The organism is Neisseria sp. P0021.S007, assembly GCF_051956855.1.
On record NZ_JBQCXA010000597.1, the window covers coordinates 1 to 661 of the forward strand.

Below are 661 nucleotides of genomic sequence, written 5' to 3' on the forward strand. Positions count from 1 at the left end.
TTGGTCGGCTATGCCGCCATTAACCCGATGGGCGTGCCGCAGGCGGCGCAAGGCGATTTTGTCACTCATCCGTTGGTTAAAGGCATTTTGGAAGGCTATGGCACCATGGACGCGCTGGCTTCGCTGGTGTTTGCCATTATAGTCATTGATGCCGTTCGCGCCATGGGCGTGGACAACCGCGCGGACTTGCTGAAGACAACGACGATTTCCGGTGTGTTGGCGGCTTCTTGTTTGGCAGTAGTTTACCTGTTTATTGGCTATATGGGCGCGACAGGTGTGGCCGGTATCGGCTTGCAGGAAAATGGCGCGTCGGTTTTGTCTAAAACTGCACAACACTATTTCGGTACGGCCGGTATTGTGCTGCTTGGCGTTATGGTGCTGCTTGCCTGTCTGAGTACGGCGGTTGGCTTGATTACTTCATGTGCCGAATATTTCAACCGTCTTTGCCCGGGTATTTCTTATAAAACCTTTGTAATACTGAATACGGTGGTGTCTATTCTGTTGGCCAACAAAGGCCTGTCAGCGATTTTGCAGTTTTCCATCCCTATGTTGATGCTGTTGTATCCGCTGACCATCGTCATCATTCTGCTGGCTTTGACAGATAAATTGTTTGGCGGCGGCCGTATTGTCTATTTCTGCACCATGATGGCGGCTCTTGTGG

General features: G+C 51.3%; 1 protein-coding gene. It reads left to right on the forward strand.

Annotation, left to right across the window (positions count from 1 at the left end):
- Positions 1-661: branched-chain amino acid transport system II carrier protein (locus tag ACTHUR_RS14855; protein ID WP_440399358.1), on the forward strand; the 661-nt coding region annotated here is incomplete at both ends.